The sequence below is a fragment of the Sphingobacterium sp. JUb56 genome (assembly GCF_014191365.1).
GTDB lineage: Bacteria > Bacteroidota > Bacteroidia > Sphingobacteriales > Sphingobacteriaceae > Sphingobacterium > Sphingobacterium anhuiense.
In genome coordinates this window covers 660,574-680,732 of record NZ_JACHWL010000002.1, presented here as the reverse complement: position 1 = coordinate 680,732, position 20,159 = coordinate 660,574, and the positions used below count along the sequence as shown (strand labels likewise).

At 34.3% G+C, this 20,159-nt stretch carries 16 protein-coding genes; 8 read left to right on the top strand and 8 right to left on the bottom strand.

From position 1 onward, the window contains the following. Nucleotides 1-4 precede the first annotated feature (4 nt). Nucleotides 5-889: a DUF4440 domain-containing protein gene (locus tag FHR29_RS22435; RefSeq protein WP_183917324.1), complete on the top strand. Its 885-nt coding sequence runs from the start codon at nucleotides 5-7 to the stop codon at nucleotides 887-889. Nucleotides 890-970: 81 nt separating this feature from the next. Here FHR29_RS22435 and FHR29_RS22430 read toward each other — a convergent pair whose 3' ends face one another. Then, nucleotides 971-2,320: a peptidylprolyl isomerase gene (locus FHR29_RS22430; protein ID WP_132769150.1), complete on the bottom strand. Its 1,350-nt coding sequence runs from the start codon at nucleotides 2,318-2,320 to the stop codon at nucleotides 971-973. Between the two features lie 360 nt (nucleotides 2,321-2,680). On the opposite strand from FHR29_RS22430, the gene FHR29_RS22425 reads away from it, so the two are divergent. Further along, on the top strand, nucleotides 2,681-3,775 hold the full coding sequence (locus FHR29_RS22425) for a lactonase family protein (protein WP_183917322.1): 1,095 nt from the start codon (nucleotides 2,681-2,683) through the stop codon (nucleotides 3,773-3,775). On the opposite strand, the gene mnhG is transcribed toward FHR29_RS22425, so the two are convergent. Genes mnhG through mbhE form a run of 7 tightly spaced genes read right to left on the bottom strand, consistent with a single transcriptional unit; the run spans nucleotide 3,765 to nucleotide 9,494 of the window. After that, entirely contained in the window at nucleotides 3,765-4,157 is a 393-nt protein-coding gene (mnhG, locus tag FHR29_RS22420; RefSeq protein WP_132841125.1) for a monovalent cation/H(+) antiporter subunit G, read from the bottom strand. The genes FHR29_RS22425 and mnhG overlap by 11 nt on opposite strands. Beyond that, entirely contained in the window at nucleotides 4,150-4,425 is a 276-nt protein-coding gene (locus FHR29_RS22415) for a cation:proton antiporter (RefSeq protein WP_021191305.1), read from the bottom strand. Before FHR29_RS22415 ends, mnhG begins: the two co-directional genes overlap by 8 nt. Then, complete coding sequence (locus tag FHR29_RS22410) at nucleotides 4,422-4,898, bottom strand: Na+/H+ antiporter subunit E (RefSeq protein WP_021191306.1); 477 nt, start codon at nucleotides 4,896-4,898, stop codon at nucleotides 4,422-4,424. Before FHR29_RS22410 ends, FHR29_RS22415 begins: the two co-directional genes overlap by 4 nt. 8 nt (nucleotides 4,899-4,906) lie before the next feature. Continuing rightward, on the bottom strand, nucleotides 4,907-6,409 hold the full coding sequence (locus FHR29_RS22405) for a proton-conducting transporter membrane subunit (RefSeq protein ID WP_183917320.1): 1,503 nt from the start codon (nucleotides 6,407-6,409) through the stop codon (nucleotides 4,907-4,909). After that, nucleotides 6,406-6,762, bottom strand: coding sequence for a Na+/H+ antiporter subunit C (locus FHR29_RS22400; protein WP_021190426.1), 357 nt, complete (start codon nucleotides 6,760-6,762; stop codon nucleotides 6,406-6,408). Before FHR29_RS22400 ends, FHR29_RS22405 begins: the two co-directional genes overlap by 4 nt. A 7-nt stretch (nucleotides 6,763-6,769) precedes the next feature. Continuing rightward, nucleotides 6,770-7,183, bottom strand: a complete 414-nt coding sequence (locus FHR29_RS22395) for a Na+/H+ antiporter subunit B (RefSeq protein ID WP_021190427.1) — start codon at nucleotides 7,181-7,183, stop codon at nucleotides 6,770-6,772. A gap of 1 nt (nucleotide 7,184) precedes the next feature. Next, nucleotides 7,185-9,494: a hydrogen gas-evolving membrane-bound hydrogenase subunit E gene (gene mbhE, locus FHR29_RS22390; protein WP_183917312.1), complete on the bottom strand. Its 2,310-nt coding sequence runs from the start codon at nucleotides 9,492-9,494 to the stop codon at nucleotides 7,185-7,187. 213 nt (nucleotides 9,495-9,707) lie between these two features. On the opposite strand from mbhE, the gene FHR29_RS22385 reads away from it, so the two are divergent. The 6 genes from FHR29_RS22385 (at nucleotide 9,708) to FHR29_RS22360 (ending at nucleotide 20,149) form a co-directional block, all read left to right on the top strand. Next, nucleotides 9,708-10,241 carry an RNA polymerase sigma factor gene (locus tag FHR29_RS22385; RefSeq protein WP_132841131.1) on the top strand — a complete coding sequence of 178 codons (534 nt, stop codon included), beginning with the start codon at nucleotides 9,708-9,710 and terminating at the stop codon, nucleotides 10,239-10,241. Nucleotides 10,242-10,617: 376 nt separating this feature from the next. Continuing rightward, nucleotides 10,618-11,298: a hypothetical protein gene (locus FHR29_RS22380; protein ID WP_183917310.1), complete on the top strand. Its 681-nt coding sequence runs from the start codon at nucleotides 10,618-10,620 to the stop codon at nucleotides 11,296-11,298. A 946-nt stretch (nucleotides 11,299-12,244) separates the two neighbouring features. Further along, nucleotides 12,245-13,411 (top strand): FecR family protein, encoded by a 1,167-nt coding sequence (locus FHR29_RS22375; RefSeq protein ID WP_183917309.1) that lies wholly within the window; start codon nucleotides 12,245-12,247, stop codon nucleotides 13,409-13,411. Nucleotides 13,412-13,616: 205 nt separating this feature from the next. After that, the gene (locus FHR29_RS22370; protein WP_183917307.1) at nucleotides 13,617-17,207 is read left to right on the top strand and encodes a SusC/RagA family TonB-linked outer membrane protein; all 3,591 of its coding nucleotides are present in this window, start codon (nucleotides 13,617-13,619) and stop codon (nucleotides 17,205-17,207) included. Between the two features lie 16 nt (nucleotides 17,208-17,223). Next, the gene (locus FHR29_RS22365; RefSeq protein WP_183917305.1) at nucleotides 17,224-18,693 is read left to right on the top strand and encodes a RagB/SusD family nutrient uptake outer membrane protein; all 1,470 of its coding nucleotides are present in this window, start codon (nucleotides 17,224-17,226) and stop codon (nucleotides 18,691-18,693) included. 16 nt (nucleotides 18,694-18,709) lie between these two features. Further along, complete coding sequence (locus FHR29_RS22360) at nucleotides 18,710-20,149, top strand: substrate import-associated zinc metallohydrolase lipoprotein (RefSeq protein ID WP_183917303.1); 1,440 nt, start codon at nucleotides 18,710-18,712, stop codon at nucleotides 20,147-20,149. Nucleotides 20,150-20,159: the final 10 nt, after the last annotated feature.

Below are 20,159 nucleotides of genomic sequence, written 5' to 3'. Positions count from 1 at the left end.
TTACATGAATATATGGAATAAAATGTCGGCAATAGTTTTCATGAGTGCCTTTTCAGCACAAGTGTTTGCTCAGATTCCCGATAAAGTAGGTAGTTTAATCAATGCCGACAAAGAGGCTGCATTGATTTCTAAGACAACTACTCCGCATCAGGCTTTTCTGTCGATTGTCGATAAAGAGTCTAAATTTTTTGTTCCTTCCGAGGTCAATGCTTTAGATTATCTTAATAACAGGCCGAATATACCCGATGTACTAACTTGGGAACCAGCGCTAGCTATGGTTTCGAAAAGTCAAGAATTTGGCGTTACTACTGGTCCTATGGAATTTCAGAAAGTAGGAGCGAGAAAGCGTTTTGGACAGTACTTAACGGTTTGGAAAAGAAATAAAAAAGGTAAGTGGCTGGTGGATATTCGTGCTGAAGTCGAAAATTTTGGCAATAAGGAAAATTCTGAACTGGAGTTTTATGAACCTAGTGAAGCTTGGTATTTGAAGCACCGTTCTCAGGTACGTTTAGATCAACGTAAAGAGATTGTTTTTGAAACCGATAAGCTTTTGTCAACGGTTCTTAAGGCTGATAATCAGGCGGGTTATAAAGAGTTTTTGAATGAAGATGCAAGATTTCTTTTTCCTTGGATACAACCGATAGAGGGTAAAAAAGAAATATTAGCATATTTAAAGAAATCCCGTATTAATATTCTAACTACTCCTGAAAAAGTAGGTAGAGCATATAGCGGTGAATATGCATATTCATTCGGTACTGCAACTGTCAATATTAAGGATAAGGTCGTTAAATACAATTATATCCGTATTTGGAAGTTGAGTGAACTCGCTAAGGATGATGTATCGAAAGCAAATTGGAATATACTTGTAGAAATGATGTTTGAAAGATAATATTTTTTCACATTATTTATAAAATAGAAAGGGCTTCAAAATTAATTTTGAAGCCCTTTCTATTTTATCTTATCCGATCAACTATTTTTTAGAGATCCAAACTTTAAGTTCATTACAGTCTTTAAAGTCATCGGCAATATTGATATATGTGTTCTCTCTCTTAGATTCAAACCAGGTATTCAATTTGCGGTTTACTTTATCTTGACGTGCAGCTTCTTTGATTTTTACAAAATCCTCATCTAAGTTTGCTTTATGAGGAGCAATACGTGATTTTAGATAATTGAATCGTAGACCAATTTCACCTGTACGATCTGTAAATTGTGCCGGTTTAGAATATTCTCCAGGTTTTAATGGATCTATAGCTTGAAATACAGAAGCTTCTAATTTATCTACAGGTATTAATGTTGAACGGCTTTCCCCTTCTTGGTTAAGGACCATTCCCCCATTGAATTTAGATTCTTCACTGTCAGAGTTAGTTGTTGCTGCATGATAAAAATCCAATTTCCCTGTTGTCACTAAGTTGTAGATGCTATCCATCTTTGCTTGGGTACGCTCAATACTAGCAGCTGTTGGTTTAAATTTAATCAAAATATGCCTAACATGCACCTCTTCTCCACGTCTTTCTAATACTTGTAAAAAGTGGAAGCCATACTTTGTTTCAAAAACAGGAGAAACATCACCCGCTTTTAATTTAAAAGCCATTGCAGCAAATTCCTTAACCCAGTTATCACGTGTATTAAAACCTAAATCACCACCGTAAGGAGCAGATCCATCTTCAGAATATAAACGTGCAACTGTACCAAAATCAGAACCATCTGTAACCTGTTTGCGAAGTCCCTCTGCTTTTGCTTTAAACTCAGCTTTCTCTTCAACAGTTAGTTTGGGGAACATAACAATTTCACCAATTTCTACTTCTGTATTAAAATAAGGTAGACTATCGGTATTTAGTCCTTCAAAATAGCGTTTTACCTCAATAGGTGTAACGTCCACTTTTTGAACAATATTCTGACGCATTTTATTTGCTTTCAATTGCTCATATATACTAGGACGCATATCTTCTTTGTATTGCAACAGAGATCTGTTTAAGAATTTTTCTAATCTTTCTTGACCACCTGCTTGTTGAGACATATAGCGTAGTCGGCTGTTTAGGTTATCATCAACTTCAGTTTCGCCCACTTCGATGGAGTCAATTACCGCTTGTTGAGAAAGTAATTTCTGTGTTAACAACTGTTGCAGCATTTCACATTTGAAATCTGCATTTGGTTTATTACCTCCTGAAAGATATTGTGCATACTGCATATCAACATCTGATTGTAAAATAATACCAGATCCTACTGTCGCAACTACTCGATCGATTACTTGTTTTTGAGCAAATACTGTTTGTGCTGTCACAAATACCAATAATAGCAACGTATATAAGTTTTTTTTCATTAGAATAATATGTCTTTTAATGGTGATGAAGCTATCATGAGCTGGTTACTACTCGCGGTTTGTAAGCTATTGTAAGCCCATGATGGTTTCATTCGTGGAATGTAATTTAAATGCTTTTTAAAAATATAACTGTTCAAACTTAAAGTTCTGAAAGCTTGCACAAAATTATTAGAATATATTAATTATTCTTAATTTTATTTGAATATTATTTCCGAGGTCTTATCCCGTTTATATGCTTATTATGAATATTAACATATTGAACGGCTCTGGAACAGCTAAAATAAGTATTTACAAGGTAGTAAAAGTAGTTTTAACCAAATTTAACACTACATTTTCCCACAAAATTTTAATTTTGAAATCATGAAAAAAATTATACTTTTTATTTTGACCTGTTTTCCTTTTTTTGGTTGGTCGCAAAACATTTCCATGTTTGTAGGTACTTATACCTCTAACACCGAAAGTAAAGGAATCTATGCATTTGATTTTAATGTAAAAACGGGTGAAATAGCGCTAGTATCGACCACTCCATTAGTGGATCCCTCATTTCTAGCTCGAAAGGATAATATTTTATATGCTGTTAGTGAGCAGGGAAATAATAAAGGAAGTTTAACTGCATATTCTTATAACAAAGGTAAATTTACGATCTTAAATACAGTTCCTACAAAAGGAGATGCGCCCTGTCATGTTTCTGTGAGTCCTTATAAAAACCTGATCACAGCTTCTAATTATAGTGGTGGCTCTTTTGTACTTTACGGATTAGAACCCAATGGTGTTATCGGTACTCTAAAAGATTTTGTTCAACATGAAGGTAAAGGCGTTGACAAAGCTAGACAAGAAGGTCCTCATGTACATTCTGCGTTCTTCTCAAAAAAAGGCAATGAACTTTTTGTACAAGATTTAGGTCTAGATCAAATTTCGATCTATAAATTAATTGATCCAAAATCAAAGGATGTTAAATTGGGTACCGATCCTGCAGAAGTATTCTCTTCAGCAGGTGGTGGTCCTCGACATATTGCCTTTGATAAGAAAGAAAAGCATATGTATGTCGTACTCGAAATGACAGCAGACATTGCTGTATACAAACGGGATGGACAAGATTGGTTATTTGATCAATCTGTTAATATTAATCCTGATGGATTTACAGGGAAAAATGGTGCCGCTGATATCAAAGTCTCTCCGGACGGAAAATTTCTGTATGCATCAAACAGAGGTGATGCTAATACCATTGGAATTTTCGCAATTGCTAAAGACGGAAAATTGACTAAAATAGCAAATCAGGGTACATCCGGAAAAGGACCGCGCAATTTTAATTTTAGCCCTGACGGTAAATTCCTATTGGTAGCCAATCAAACAAGTAACCAAATTATAACTTTTAGCAGGGATGAAAAAACAGGACTTCTAAAAGAGACTGGAAAACCACTTCGTGTTCCTGCTCCAGTTTGTATTATTTTTTAGTGGTATCATCTGTTGATGAAGAGTCGTCAGGATTACTTTTTAATTCATGTGTCTCTTCATCATACATACCTTCCAACTCATCTGTAATTGTCCCTTTCCACAATTTAATGCCCGTTATATAGGCAACCCTTCCAATCATATGTGCCGCAACTGGAGCTGTTAGTACTAAAAAGAACGCGATCGCTATTGTTTTAGTTGTTACAGAAACGTCTGGAAAGACAATTGCGGCACAAAGCAAAAGCAAACCAACACCTAGAGTTGCAGCTTTAACCGTAACAGAAAGGCGTAAATAAAAGTCAGGCATTCTTAGGATGCCAATGGAAGCAAAAAGAATCGCTAAGGCGCCGATAGTACTCAGCACTGCAATAATAATATCAGTCATTATAGTCTTGTTTTTCTAAATAATAGGCAAAAGCAATTGTTCCTAAAAAGGCAATCAGGGCAAGTATCATGGCCACGTCAAGAAAAATTTCTTGAGATGTGGTGATACTATAGACCGTAATAATCCCAATACCTGTGGTAATGATTAGATCTAGAGCAATAACCCTATCGGCCACATCGGGCCCTTTGAAAAGACGTATAAATGTAATTACTGTAGACAAAATTAATATGGGCAGAATCACATAATCTAAATATTCAGTTAAGCTCATCTCAAAATTTCTAAAAGTTTGCGTTCAACATTGTTTTTCAACTCTGTCATGAATTTTTGTTTATCATGTAGGTACATGACATGGATATATAAAATCTTTTTGTCTTCGCTGATATCCAGGATTAATGTTCCCGGTGTTAGTGAAATGAAGGTAGAAAGTAAGTTGATCTCAAAATCAGACTTAGCATCCATCTTGTATTTCACAATTCCAGGTTTAAAAAAATACTTAGGTGTGATCACGTCGTACGCAACCTGTAGATTAGCTATAATCATTTGATACAAAAAGAAAAAGAGAAAGCTAATCGTTTTCGGGACACGGTAAAAATAACGCTGATCAACTTCATTTCGGTTCATGACCCATAGAATGAAGAAACCAAGTAAGAAGCCAAAAAGAAAATTCGTATAATACATTGAACCTGTTAATGCTACCCAAATAAAAGAAAGCAGCAGGTTCATTAAAAACTGTTTGATCATATTTTACTTTATTTGCCTAATACTGCTTGAATATAAGGTTTGGTGTTTAACATTTCTGATGATATGCGGTCAGCTACCTGAATGATACTTTCTGCATTGAGTCCGATATATAAGGAGCTAGCCGCAAGTATACAGATAGGTAAAATCAATGCGACCTTTCGAATACCTATCAGGTCTTTAAATTTGTCCTCAATTGCATCGGGGTCTTGTGGTTTTTTCCAAAATACTTCCGACCAAAATTTTGCGAGTACAAATAAAGTCATGAAGCTACCTAGTATAAGTGCTCCTGCATAAAAATAATGTTCTGTTTGAAAAGCACCCTGCAATAAATATATTTTTGGCCAAAACCCGGATAATGGTGGTATACCAGCCAGTGAAAACAGTACTATGGCAATTAGCAATGAAATTTTCGGATATTCGGCATACAATCCACCCAATTTTTTCATATCCATAGATCCTCTCATTTGACGGATCAATCCGGCGATTAAGAAGATGTTCGTTTTAACCATGATATCATGAATTAAATAAAATACAGCACCGAGAATTGCCAACTTGCTATAAATACCTAATCCCCCTATCATAAATCCGATATGGCATACGATGAGGTAAGAAAATAGCCGTCTTATATTGGTCTTGATCAATACACCGAATGCTCCTGTTAAAATGGTCAAAATTGCCAATACGACCAACATATTCCGAATAAATTCATTCGGAATAAAAATTAAGGTAAAGACACGGAATAAGGCATATATACCTACCTTAGTGAGTAGCCCACCAAAGATAGCTGCTACAGCAGAAGGAGGTGTGTGGTAGGATGATGGCAACCAGAAGTAAAGCGGGAAAATCGCAGACTTAATACCAAATCCAATTAAAAAGAAAGTAGCAGTAATATCAACTATTGCACGGTTTTCTATCTTGGGAACTATAAGTGCTAGATCGGCCATATTTAAAGACCCCGATATACCATAAAGAATACCGATTCCAGTTAAGAAGAAAGTAGAAGCGAGTATATTCATCGCCATATACTTTACAGCGCCCTCTAATTGTGCTTTCCGACCTCCCAGGGTCATTAATACAAAGGATGAAATAATAATAACTTCAAAAAATACGTAAAGATTGAAAATATCACCGGTTAAAAATGCACCATTTAATCCCATCACTAAAAAGTGGAAGATAGGGAAGTAACCGTAGAGTATACGTTGCCGGCCGATACCTGTTGCAGAGAAAATAGATACTGCTAAAGTCGCTATCGCTGTGAGCAGAACTAAGGTGGAGCTTAGTAAATCTGCTACAAATACAATTCCGAAAGGAGCCTCCCAATTGGCCGCATGCATAATGAGTATGTCTCCATTAAATACTTTAGCAAATAATTTGATGGCAAAAATTAAACTTATGAAACTGCCGCCAATGCTGAGGATACGTTGTGGACCTGTTTTTCTCCAAAAACCTAACTGTATGATTGCAGTAAATAAATGTACAAGTACTGTTGCTATAATTTGATTATCAATCATATATCTTCGTCTTCGGGTGTGTTTAAGTTGTCTAGATCGTCCGTGTTAATTAGTGCATATACACGTTTTAATAGTACAATAGCAAAGGAAGTTAAGCCGAAGCTAATGACAATGGCGGTTAAAATTAATGCTTGAGGTATTGGATCTGCATATATATCTTGAAAGACTTTCAATCCATCTCTAATGATCGGCGGTTTTCCTTTGGTGATATTACCCAAGAGAAATATCAAAATATTGGTGCCGTTTCCAAGTAGCATAATTCCTAGAAGTAGTTTAACCATACTTCTTCTTAAAATAAGATATATGCCTGTCGCATATAATACGCCTATGAGTAAAATAAGTAGTATTTCCATTGCAATGTTAATCTGAACTGAGTGAAATGGTGAATAAAATGGTTAAAACAACTCCGATGACCACGAGGTAAATACCAAGATCGAAGAGTAGTGCTGTACCAATCATACCAATAACTGGGATCGGATGTTCCAGCCATAATCCAGTCATTACAGGCAGTCCGAAAAGTGCTGGCATAAACATACTGAATGCAGATATTCCTAATCCGATAGGAAGTAAGGATAGGGGTTTATAACGCAATATCTTCATTGTTTCTTCAGTACCATGAGCGAAACTGTGTAAGACAAAAGCAATGGATGCAACCAAACCTCCGACAAATCCACCGCCTGGGTAGTAATGTCCTCTTAATAATAGAAAAAAGGAAAATAAAAGAAGTATAGGCAACAAATATTTTGAAGCTGTTTGTAAAATAGTACTTTTCATATTATTCTTTCTCCGATGATTTTAAACGTAATTTTAATAAGCTGTACACACCTAATGCAGCGATCGATAATACAACAACTTCAAACATGGTATCAAACCCCCTGAAGTCAACAAGTAGTACATTTACGACATTTCTACCTTTCGCTAATAAATATGCGTTTTTACCATAGAAGTCACTGATGGCAATATTCGTAGGAACATGTAGCACGCGAATGGCGACCATAGCTAAGATTATCCCAAATATGATGGCAACCACCGCATCCCTTATCAGTACTCTTTTATTGGCAAGATTTAGAAATGGCGGTAATTTAAAGAGAACAAGAACAAATAGAACTACTGTTAGCGTGTCTATTGTAAATTGTGTCATAGCCAAATCCGGAGCACTGTAGAATACGAAAAGTAAACAGATACCGTATCCAATGACACTAGTTGAAACTACAGCGGTTAGCCTTGAAGAAGTGCTCAAGGTGAGAGCGACAGCTCCAAATACGATCAGAATAGTAACCACTTCGTATACGCTTACTGCTGATAGTAGTTCCCAGTTGATATGTAGTGGGCCACCAAGGTAAAGTTGATAAGCTAAAAGAACCTCTGCAAATATGATTATCTTCAATAGGTAAGAGCGAAGATATCCGTTATGGAAATAATGCGAATAACTCGTCGAGAAATTGTAGATGGTCTGATAGCATTTTTGAAAAATGGTAATCGGTGCTATGAAATTTAATTGTTCTATCCATTTTAATTTACGTTCACTTGGCTTATTGATAAAATAGATAACTGTGCCCAGTACTATAGTTATGGCACTTAATAGCAAAATAGTATTAAATCCATGCCATATCTTGAGTTGAAAATCACTTTTAACGGACATGATACTATTTACGGTGGGTTGTGCGATCAGATCGCCAATAAAAGTTGGGAAACAACCAAATACGACTCCTAAGAGTGCAAGTATAAACGGAGGTATCCAAAGCGATTTTGCAGGAAGTTTTATTTTCTCAAAATTTTCAGGAAGTTTCCCGAAAAACGGTTTGATACCAGCCATGAAACCCGCAGATACCAATAGAATATTTGTTATTACTGCCGCAGCAGTCAGGTAAATAGCTAAATGTTTTTCACTGTGTAATGTTGCTTCATATATTAAATCTTTCCCAATAAATCCAAATGTTAAAGGTATTCCGGCACTGGATATTGCGGCTAAAAACCCAGCAATTGCCACAGGTAATAAAACCTTTCTCAAGCCTTGCAGTACAGATAGGTCCCTTGTATGTGTGGCGTGATCAATAATGCCTGTAATTAAAAATAATGTTGCTTTATATAGTGCATGCACAACAATAAAAACAGAAGCGGCGATTATGGCATCTTGGGTGCCAAGACCTAATAAAAAAACTAAAATACCCAATGCCGATATAGTTGAATAAGCGAGTACGCCCTTCATATCAGTTCTAAAAAGAGAATGAAAAGCTCCATATAGCATTGTGATTCCACCAATAATCATGAGACTATACGTCCACGCGGTATTATTGCCTAAAATGGGATAAAAACGTGCAAGTAGGTAGATACCCGCTTTTACCATAGTTGCTGAGTGCAGGTAGGCAGATACTGGCGTAGGCGCTTTCATAGCGCCAGGTAACCAAAAATGAAATGGAAATTGTGCAGATTTGGTCATAGCACCTAAGATGATCAGACCTAAGATATAAGGAAATAGCTGATGCTGCTGAATAAGTTGAGCCTTACTTACGAGCTCGGAGATGGAATAGGTATTGGCAATATTACCGATTAGAACAAGACCTCCCAATAAAAAGAAGCCTCCTAGTCCAGTTACGCTTAATGCTGTCAGGGCACTTTTTCTAGATTCTATTTTTTCATTATTAAAACCAATCAAGAAAAACGAGCTGATGCTGGTCAGTTCCCAGAAGGTAAATAATAGAAAAATATTGTCAGACAGTACAAGGCCGAGCATAGCTGACATGAACATACATAAGTATCCAAAAAAGCGATCGATATATGGATCATCTTTTAAATATGATTTAGCGTAAAAAAATATGCAGGTTCCGATTCCGGTGATTAATAAAGAAAATAAGAGAGATAATCCATCTAGCCTAAAATCAAAATTTATACCTAGTGAGGGTATCCAGTCAATATGCTGTACATATGATCTATCCCAATTTATTAATGGTAGATATTGGAGATAATAAAGAAATAAAAGTAGCGGTATGAATGCGAGAATAATTCCCCATTTAGTTTTTACGAATTTGCCAAATGGAACAATAAGGCTCGATGTTATTAGTCCTATTAGAACGGTAAATAGCATTTAGTCTTTGTTTTTAATATTTGTGAAAGGCTACAATATAAGAAAAATTGACGATTTTTTAGTCTTGAAATCTAAACTTTGACAAAAAATAATTTAAAAAGACTCTAGTATTTAACAAAATTTAACATTAACTTCGTTTTACAGTAACATGCTAATCCGTTTGCCGACAACTTAAATATTACTTTCTTACTTCACTAGATTTTGTGTTTTTAAATGAACAGTAACGTCCATAAACAATTATTTGAAGAACATTATAGAAGTCTATGCCATTTTGCATGGAAGCTATGTGGGGACGCTACAGAAGCTGAAGATCTGGCACAGGATGCATTCATTTCTTATTATAACCATGAAGATCATATTTCTACACATCAGGGTGCTATAAAGAATTACCTTTATACTTCTGTACGGTATGCATTTTTAAATAGCAAGCGGAAAGAAAGAGTTGTTGAGAAGTATTGGTTAAATTCTCCATTTAACGAGTGCAGTCACGATTCTTTAGAATTAAGTATTATCCATTCAGAGGTTATTGCTGAAGTGTATAAAATAGTGGAAAGTATGCCCGTCGGTTGTCAGGTCGTATTTAAGATGGGTTATTTCGAAGGATTAAGTAATCAGGAAATATCCAAAGAATTAAATATAAGTATCAACACGGTAAAAACGCAGAAACAACGTGGGTTAAAAACAATTATGAAGAAAATGAATCCTGAATTGTTACCGTTAGCATTGATTTTCTATAGCATGCTCTGATAAATGGTTCTCCGCTTTTTATAAAGATCCTCCTCAAGTTGATTTTTTCATCCCAGTATTTTATTAGTAAAAAGCAAGTTATTTTGCTGATATCATATCTTTTATGAATCACCAATATACATTTATATTAATGGTGCTATAATCCTATTTTATTTTATTATTTCAAGAAATTTATTTTTTTTCAAATTGTTGTCACCCATTTGGGCGGGCAAAGTTTCTTTATTATATATTATGAGGTGTAAATCTTTTGTTATTGATAAAAAATAGCTTTCATGGATTGTAAAGTAGTATTAATAGTCAAATTAGAAACAAATCAACTGCATTTAAATACATTATTTTCATATAAATTTATAATCTTTAAAAAAAAACAAAAATTATGTTTAAAATTAAAACTTGTCTATTGTCAGCTATCTTTTTAATTTTCACTTTCTCAAGCTGTAGTAATAAAGACTCAATTTCAGAAATTGAAAATAGAGACTTATTAACAAATGAGCATGTGTTTTTACAAGAAAGAGCAAATGTTTATCCAGGGAAATCTGTCGATTTTATCTTAAACGATCTTGTCGATAATAAAATAATATCCAATAATGCAAAATCTCAAATACTTAAAAATATTAACAGCTCAGAAGAAGAATTTAAAAAAGAAGCAATCGAAAGAATAAATAATAGAAATAGCTTAGATAAAAACAATGAGATCAATATTTCTCTTAAATCTAAATCAATAACTAATCCACATGATCCAATATTGTCAGATGATAGAGCTATTGCGATATATGATAATATGGTTTTAATGTTGTCAGCAAGAGGAATTAGCTGGGGATGTATTGGGGCAATTGCTGGAGCAGGTTTATCAATAGCTGGTGGTATCATTGGAGGGCCAGCGACAGTTGCCGCAGCTGCTATATGGGGAATCGGGCATATTCTGAGTGTTGTTTCGTTACAAGCTTGTGCTAAACATGAAGCTGTTATTCAGTTGGATAGAGATATTAGAACTTTAACGGAAGGTGAATTCATTGAAAAATTGACTGGTGACGTTCTTCCTCCATTCACTCTTTAACTCCAATCATATAACAAAAAGACTAATTTAAATATTAGTATCCAAGACTTTGTTACATCTTAGATACTAAAAAAAAACATCCTTATCGAATATATCTTGATAGCTTCAATAGGGATGTTTTTTTTTGTTAAAAAACAGATCTCATTACTAAAAAAAAATATTCTTAAAATTCAAATAGCTATTTCTTAATTTTAAATTCTATTGTAAATTTATCAAACTTCGTATATCTTTCTGGTAGCTATTTGATATTAAAAAGGAGACCCGGTATTGACTCTTTAAATGTTTATAATTTATTTCTTAAAACATCAGTCCTGCAACCGCTTATTTCAATACCATATCGCTCTAGGTTTATTTCCAGTTTCGAATGTTATAAAAGAGGGACAAACAATTTGATTAAAATAATTTTATAAGCTAGCAAATAAGGTGAAAAATAAATTGAACAGCATCTTTAATTGACATTAACATCAGAAATTCTTATTCAGAATTATTCAACTTCATAGTAAAATTATTTAGAGCAAACCTTAGAGGCGTAACAGGTGCAAAATTTGTTCTTTTCAAATTGAATAAAATCTTTGTCTACTCCCAATTAATTAAATGTGAGTCAAAATATACAAGTAAGTCGTAATTTATAGCCTTCCAAAGGCACTCTATCCATCTACCTTGCATTGGCAATAGCTTATTTATCGATTTTTTCTTAAAACTTCCAATATTCTTTCGTAATATTCTCTTAAGCTGTTCATTAGAGATCGTTTTGTTGTTGAGTCAATTTTTTTTTGATTATCAAAGTGATAATTAAATTATTTCTTCTTTTTTATCCGTAAATCATAATGCATAACAGGTTTTACAATCTCTATAAATCTGTTTCATTTTATTATTTCAAGAAATTTATTTTTTTTTCAAATTGTTGTCACCCATTAGGGCGGGCAAAGTTTCTTTATTATATATTATGAAGAGTAAACCTTTTATCATTGCTGAAATCATCAAAAAGTCTTTAGTCGGGGAACTGTCTAATGAAGAAAAAACTGTGCTTGAAAATTGGATAAACTTAACGGATGAAAACAAAAAATTATACGCTAGTTTTAAACAATCCCATAAAATTGAAGAAAATTTAAATTTTTTAAGATCAATAGATGTTGAGCAAGCTTGGAATAATTTAGAAAAGAGACGGGAGAGCGACGGAAAAGTGAAAAATAATTTTAATCTTAAAATTTGGATTCCACTTATTGCCTCATGTTTTATTTTATGTTTTTATATTTTTTATTTTAAAGAGAGTCCAATACAGCCTGATACCAAGATTATAGCGATTCAATCAAACATTCATAAGAATGATGTAAATCCGGCATCCAATGAAGCTGTTCTAATTCTAAACGATGGAAATACGCTAGATTTAACAACTGTTCACAGTGATTCGATTGGAACGAATATCAAACTTAAAAATGATCAATTGGAGTATGTAAAAGGAATGACTTCGGAAGTAGCCTTGAAGTATAATACCCTCATTGTACCAAAGGGCGGGTTTTATAAGATTGAGCTTTCAGATGGTAGTAAAGTTTGGCTGAATGCAATGTCAAAATTGAAATTTCCAGAGTTGTTTTCGAGTGGAGAACGACGTGTTGACTTAGAAGGAGAAGCTTATTTTGAAATTTCAAAAGATGCCAATCGTCCTTTTATAGTGCATACTGAAGGAACTGATGTGAAAGTTTTAGGAACTCATTTTAATGTCGATGCATATGGAAGTGTCGTGAGAACAACTTTGAAAGAAGGAAAAGTAGAGGTTGCAAGTGCAAATAGAACGATGATATTAAAGCCTGGTGAATTTTGTGAGTCCTCTGAAGGGTATCTGAAAAAAGGTCTTGCTGATCTCGATCGGGACTTAGCCTGGTATAATAACGAATTTTATTTCAAGAAGGATAATCTTCAGTCTATCCTCAACCAATTATCCAATTGGTATAATGTAGAAGTACAATTTAATAAGGCCGTTAACAAGAATAAAATGATCACAGGCTCTATAAGCCGTGATGTAAAACTCTCTCAGGTATTGGAGATGATAGAATATGTAAGTGATATTAAGTTTAAAATAGACGGGAATAAATTAATCGTAAACAATAAATAATGAATATGGAGAATTGATACTAGAATCAAAAAGTCAATAAAAGAGTACAGAGATGTTGCAGCATCCCTGTACCTATTCTTAATTAAGAAGCTAACCAGATAAAATTAACTCTTTAACCAAATGTAAATGTATGAATAACTTACCATTTGGCAAAAAACGACCTTGGGATTCTCAAGACTCGTTATTTTGCAAACCTATACGTATTATGAAAATTAGTACCTTTTTAATGTTTGCTTTTGTTACCGGTGTTCAGGCTAATGGTATCGCACAAAAGGTCAATCTTAACCTTAAAAATGTTAAGATTGAGGATGCTTTGTCTGCTATTGGCAAACAAACAAAGCATCGCTTCCTTTACAGCAATGATGTCACAAAAGGGGCAAAACTTATTAATTTGAACTTGAAAAATGTGAGTCTAGAAGATGCACTTGAGCAAGTTTTAAATGAAAATAACTACTCTTATAAAGTAATTGCTAATACGATTACGATCAATAATATTGTCAAAAATAGTGATAAATCAACTGAAGTATTATCTCAGAATGCTGTTACAGGTACAGTAAGAGATAAAGATGGTAAATTATTAAGTGGAGCTAGTATAACTGTGAAGGGAACTTCTGTCGCCACTCAAACAGATGAACGAGGTAATTTTAGAATTAATGCTCCAGAAAATGCTGTTTTAATTATTCGCTATGTAGGATATAAAGTTGAGGAAGTATCTATATCATCAAGATCTACGATCAGTATTACTTTAGAATCCTTAGATAATCAATTGGATATTGTCGATGTTGTATCCACAGGTTATCAAAATATTAATCGTAAGCTCTTCACTGGTGCAGCTACAGCATTAAAAGGAGCAGATGTTAAGCAAGATGGTATAACAGATGTAAGTCGTATGCTTGAGGGGCGAGTTGCAGGTGTTTCAGTGCAAAATGTTTCAGGAACGTTTGGAGCAGCACCAAAGATACGCGTGAGGGGGGCGACCTCTATAACTGGAGATAATAAACCTTTATGGGTTGTTGACGGTGTAATCTTGGAGGATGTTGTTAACATATCTAATGAGCAATTATCATCTGGTGATGTAAGTACTTTAATTGGATCATCTGTTGCTGGAATTAATGCCGATGATATTGAGAGTTTTAATATTCTAAAAGATGCCGCAGCAACTGCTCAGTATGGAGCACGTGCCATGAATGGTGTAGTTGTAATTACGACAAAAAAAGGAAGGATCGGTAAACCGTTAGTTTCATATACAGGAAATTTTTCAACTTATTTAAAGCCGAGCTACGACAATTTCAATATTATGAATTCCTCGGATCAAATGTCGGTGTATTCAGAGTTGGCGCGTAAAGGATGGCTGAATCATTCTAGTGCATCTAGAGCCACAGACGGCGGGGTTTTTACTAAAATGTATCAACTTATTAATACCTATGATGCAAGCAGTGGACAATTTGGACTAGCTAACACTCCTGAAGCTCGAAATAAGTTTTTATCGCGTTACGCTACAACAAATACAGATTGGTTTGATGTTCTTTTTAAAAATTCACTTATTCAAGAACATGGTATTAGTGTGTCTTCAGGATCAGAAAAATCACAATTGTATTTTTCAACAAGTTATTTAAACGATAACGGATGGGCAAAGGGAAATAAAGTAGAACGTTATACATCTAATGTCAATGCTATATTTAATTTGACAGATAAGCTTTCTCTGAACTTTATTACCACGGGATCTATTCGTAATCAACAAACTCCGGGCACAATTGGACGTGTTAGTAATCCTGTAGAAGGAACTTATTCTAGAGATTTCGATATTAATCCGTTTAGTTATGCGCTTAATACAAGCCGTACTTTAACCGCCTTTGACGAAAATGGTAATCGAGAAAATTTTACAAGAAATTTTGCTGACTTTAATATTCTTAATGAGTTAGATAATAATACACTCGATCTTAGCATGTTGGATTTTAAATTGCAAGGAGGAGGAGGTTATAAATTCTCTAAGCACTTTAAATATGATTTATTGGCTTCGATGCGATATGTTAAAAGTGGTAATGAACATAAAGTAAGAGAAAATTCGAATATGGCCAATGCTTATAGAGCAAATGGTGATTCATATATTCAAGATAATAATCGTTTCTTATTCCGTGACCCAGAACATCCAGAATTACAGCCTGTAGTTGTACTTCCATATGGAGGATTCTACAATACAACAGATGATTTCTTAAAATCTTATATGGTTCGAAATTCAGTTGAATATGATAATACTTTCAATGAAAAGCATTTATTTAATGTTTATGCATTTCAGGAGACAAGAATAGCAAATCGGCAGGCACGAAGTATGATCGGATATGGCTACCAATTTGACAAGGGTGGTGTTCCTTTTATAGATCCGAATATTGTTAAGCAATCTGTATTAAGCAACCTTCCTTATTTTTCAATGAATAATAAGTATGACCGGTTTTCTGCCTTTATGACCAGAGTTGCATATTCATTCGATGGTAAATATTCTTTCAATGCCACAGGTCGTTATGATGGTTCCAATCAATTGGGCAGTTCGGCAACAGCCAGATGGTTACCAACTTGGAATATATCAGGAGCTTGGAATGTGGATGAAGAAGATTTTATGAAACATCAAGATGTCGTGAACAGATTAACTGTCCGGGCGACATATGGTTTGACTGCAAGTTTGGGTAATGCAACAAATTCTGCGTTAGTGCTAAGAAACGGAAGTGCCTTACGCCCTTACATATACGAGACAGAATCTGTAATGAATATCGAGTATATTGAAAATAAAGACCTAACATGGGAAAAACAGTATGAAACGAATATTGGCTTCGATCTTAGTTTCTTTAAAAGTAAGTTAAATTTGACGGTTGATTTATATAATCGAAATGGTTTTGATTTAATAAGTCCTTTAAGAACTTCAGGTATCGGTGGACAATTTTTGACCACCGCCAATTATGCGGACATGAACTCTAAAGGTATTGAGGTTACTTTGAGTGGTCCAATAATTAGAAATGATGAATTCAGTTGGAGAAGTAATTTCAACTTTGGATATAATAAAAATAAAGTAACAAAGCTTTCCAGTCCACAAACTATCTTCAATTTAGTAACAGCTGATGGTGGACCTCAAGAAGGTTTTCCATACCGAGGATTATACTCAGTGGACTTTACCGGTTTAAACCCGACGACAGGAATACCTGAATTTATAAATGAAAAGGGAGAGAAGAGTATGGATGTTTATATGCAAAGTTTGAATGCAAGTTATTTGAAGTATGAAGGTCCGACAGATCCAAAATTGACAGGTGGTTTTTATAATACGTTTAGTTATAAAGGTTTTACTTTTAATGCTCTGTTGACATTCTCTGCGGGTAATAAAATTCGATTAAATCCTGCTTTCGCAACTCAATATTCAGATTTGGATGCTATGCCAAATGAATTTAAAGATCGATGGACTTTACCGGGTGATGAGCTTATCACCAATGTTCCATCAATTTTGGATGTCGAAGCAGCAAACAACATTGCAGGAACATACCCTTACAATACCTACAATTATTCAAATGTTCGTGTTGCCGATGGTGGTTTTATCAGATTGAAGCAGTTAGCACTTTCTTACGCATTGCCGGCTTCAACATTGAAATCTTTTGGAGCGAATAATGTTTCTTTAAGTTTAGTTGCGAATAATTTTTGGTTGATCTATTCCGATAAGAAATTAAAAGGCCAAGATCCAGAATTTTTTGCTTCGGGAGGGGTGGCTTTACCTATTCCTAAACAATATACGGTTTCTTTAAAAGTTGGATTCTAGTTTAAATTGAAAGAAAATGAAAAAATATAAAATATTTATATATATAATAGCGCCAAGTTTATTTCTGTCTGTAGGTTGTAATAAATTTTTAGAACACCAACCAGATGATCGGACAGAGCTAACAAGCCCAGTCAAAGTAGCGGAGCTGTTAGCAAATGCGTATCCTCATGGAAATTATATTGCTTTTGCAGAAGCTATGAGTGATAATGCAGGAGATAAGGGAATAAAAGAGCGTCTTTTGCCGAATTCATCACCATGGAATTATATTGATCAGATCGATGCGGAATCTGAAGACACTCCTTCATTTTATTGGAATGCCTGTTATAAAGCTATAGCTGCTGCAAATTATGCTTTGGAAGCTATAGAAAAAGCTGGTAATACTGCGGAATATTCTTCGAGCAAAGGCGAGGCTTTAGTTGCGCGTGCGTATGCACACTTTATGTTGGTTACCTTCTTTGCGAAACCCTATGATCCGGCGACAGCTTCATCATCTCCAGGAATTCCTTATGTAATATTACCGCAAAGAACCGTAGAAGGTAACTATAATAGAGGTACTGTGGCTTCTGTTTATGAGCAGATTGAGAAGGATTTAGTTGAGGGAATACCATTGATTCAAAATAACAAATATCGAATTCCGAAATATCATTTTACTACACAAGCGGCTCATGCTTTTGCTACACGTTTTTATTTATTCAAGCAAGATTATCAAAAAGTAATCGATCATGCAAATTTGGTTTTTCCGGGATCTACTGTTGTTAATAATTTGAGAGATTGGAATACAACATATACCGGACTTGGGTATTATGAGTTACAAGCATTATATACGAATTCGACTGAACCAGCGAATTTATTATTGCAGGAAGCAGCATCTTATTGGGGCAGGAGCTTCGCTGGCTATAATTATGGGTTAAGTTCTGATGTTAGGGCAACTGTGTTTAATGCTTCGAATAATCCGTCACGCAAAGCTTTGGCCATGAGTACTAAAGTTTTTGGAGGTACGGAAACGGTTTATAATATTCCGAAATTTAAAGAGCATTTTGTAAAACAAACGATCAATGCTACCTCAGGTGATGGTTATAATATGGTCCCTTTATTAACAAGTGAAGAGGTATTATTTAATAGAGCTGAGGCTAATGCACTGCTAGGAAATAGCACACAGTCAATAGCAGATCTAGACTTGTATTTGTCGAAAAGAATTGTAGGCTATTCTGTGGCTGTAGATAAATTTACAGAAGCTAAAGCACTGGCATTTTTTCCTACATTATCTATTAAAGAAGCTTTAGTTGGTACAGTTTTAAATTTTAAACGTATGGAATATATGCACGAAGGATTAAGATGGCTGGATATTCTTAGAAATAAAATCGTTGTTGAGCATGTAAATATAAATGGAAAAGATAAGATTGTTTTAGGAGCCGATGATCCGCGTAGACAAATCCAGATTCCTCAAGATGCAATTGCTGCAGGACTAGAAGCAAATCCTCGTTAATTCTAATAATAAAATTATGAAAAAGACATTATTTAAAATATCATTATTTGCTTGCATTGTTATTTTTCTAACGGGATGCAGTAAAGATGAAAAATTAACATCTGATATCGTTGGGCTTGGAGGTGATACATGGGAAAAAGGACCTATTGATGAGTGGATAAGTACCAATTACACAAATCCGTATAATATCGAGGTTAAATATAAATGGGATCGTTCTGAATTAGGAGAAATCTATAAGAACGTTGTGCCAGTAAAAGAAGAACTTGTGATACCCGTAATGGATATTATAAAGAAAACTTGGATAGATCCATATATTGCTATAAAAGGAGAAGATTTTATAAAAACATATAGTCAGAAACAGTTTTATCTAGCAGGTAGCCCATCTTATAATAGCAATGGTACGATTACTTTGGGTACCGCAGAAGCAGGGCGTAAGATTGTTTTGTTAGATTTAAATACATTTGATACGAAAAATAAGGCCGCTGTTAAGCAGATTTTACATACTATGCATCATGAGTTTGGTCATATTTTGAATCAAAATATTGCTGTAACGGCCGATTATCAGAGAATAACTCCAGCTGATTATACTGCTACTTGGTTCAATATTTTTAGAGGAGCTTATTCAGCAAATCCGGTAGAAGATAAAATTTTATACGAAGCAGATTTTTGGGGAAAAGGTTACATAACACCGTATTCTAGATCTAATAAAGATGATGATTTTGTAGAAATGTTAGCAACTCTTCTAGAAGGTGGGGAAGCTAATTTTAATAATATTATCAATAATCTTTTTATCTATGACGGCTTATATATCAAACGTAACGGAAAAGGTATTTATGAACAAAATAGTGATGCCAGATCTAAATTATTAAAGAAGAAAGCTATAGTAGTGGCCTATATGAAAGATAGCTGGGGCATTAATTTAACAGATTTACAGATAAAGACCCAAGAAGCAATTGATTTAAGTTCTCCTGTTGCCGACTTCAATAGTTTATTAGGTCCAGGAAAAACGTATAGTAGAATTGACATTAATCCTCAGAAATTAACAGGATTATCATCCAGCTTCTTAACTGCATATGATAATGCAAATACTGGTTTGCAAAATGGAATGGGATTATATATCGATAATATTTCATTGCTTTTTACTACGGCAAACAGAATGACACTCCGTGTTAACTTTATGGATCCTACAATTGCATTAGGTGCCGGTTATAATGCTGATTTTACTTTTACCACTACAAATAATAATGGAGTACTTTCATTAACTTATACAAATCCACAACCAACAAATGGTAATGCAAGAGCAATTGAAGCGTCAATTCCTTCTTTATTAGCCTATTTCAATAATCAAACTTTTCATGTACGTTGGATAGAAGATATTATTCCGCAATCTAAAAGTATATTTGGAGGTCTTGTGAAAACAACTAATCCTAATTCTTATTTATTTGGAACATTGTAATAATTTAAAA